Annotated in this window: 1 protein-coding gene; it reads left to right on the top strand. The window is 67.8% G+C overall.

The genetic code is table 11. The features are described 5' to 3' along the window. Nucleotides 1-35: 35 nt before the first annotated feature. A complete protein-coding gene (locus tag IE294_RS46960) occupies nucleotides 36-785 on the top strand; it encodes an SDR family oxidoreductase (RefSeq protein ID WP_189895417.1) in 750 nt (249 codons plus the stop codon). Nucleotides 786-792 lie beyond the last annotated feature (7 nt).

The raw sequence follows: 792 nt of genomic DNA, 5'->3' as shown, positions 1-792 counted from the left end.
CCCCACCAGACCACCACCCCAGCAAGGAGACCACCATGGGACAGCTCGACGGCAAGACAGCGGTCGTCACCGGCGGCACCAGCGGCATCGGACTGGCCACAGCCCGCCGCTTCCGCGAGGAAGGCGCCCGCGTCTACATCACCGGCCGCCGCAAGGACACCCTCGACAAGGCCATCGCCGAGATCGGCGGCGACGTCATCGGCGTCCAGGCCGACAGCGCCAGCCTCACCGACCTCGACCGCCTCTACACCACCATCACCGACCACACCGACCACATCGACGTCCTCTTCGCCAACGCCGGCGGCGGCGAATTCGCCACCCTCGAACAGGTCACCGAAGAACACTTCGACACCACCTTCGACACCAACGTCAAGGGCGTCCTCTTCACCGTCCAAAAGGCACTGCCCCTCCTCAACGACCACTCCTCCGTCATCCTCACCGGCTCCACCGCCGCCAGCGTCGGCAACGAAGCCTTCGGCGTCTACGGCGCCTCCAAAGCCGCCATCCGCTCCTTCGCCCGCACCTGGGCCAACGAACTACGCACCCGCACCATCCGCGTCAACACCATCGCCCCCGGCCCCATCGCCACACCCGGCATCGACGGACTCGCCCCCAACGACGAACAAGCCGCCCAACTCCGCGACACCCTCGCCGCCGGCGTCCCCCTCCGCCGCATGGGCCAACCCCAAGAAGTCGCCTCCCTCGCCCTCTTCCTCGCCACCGACCAGTCCAGCTACATCACCGGCACCGAAATCTTCATCGACGGCGGCGCCAACCAAGTCTGACCACCAC

This window comes from Streptomyces canarius (assembly GCF_014650735.1).
Classification (GTDB): Bacteria; Actinomycetota; Actinomycetes; order Streptomycetales; family Streptomycetaceae; genus Streptomyces; species Streptomyces olivaceoviridis.
The sequence above is the reverse complement of the archived record's forward strand: the minus strand, read 5'-3'. Positions and strand labels throughout refer to the sequence as shown.

Coding starts and splice junctions, on each gene's coding strand:
- IE294_RS46960 (WP_189895417.1), top strand. CDS start 36: ATGGGACAGCTCGACGGCAAGACAGCGGTCGTCACCGGCGGCACCAGC.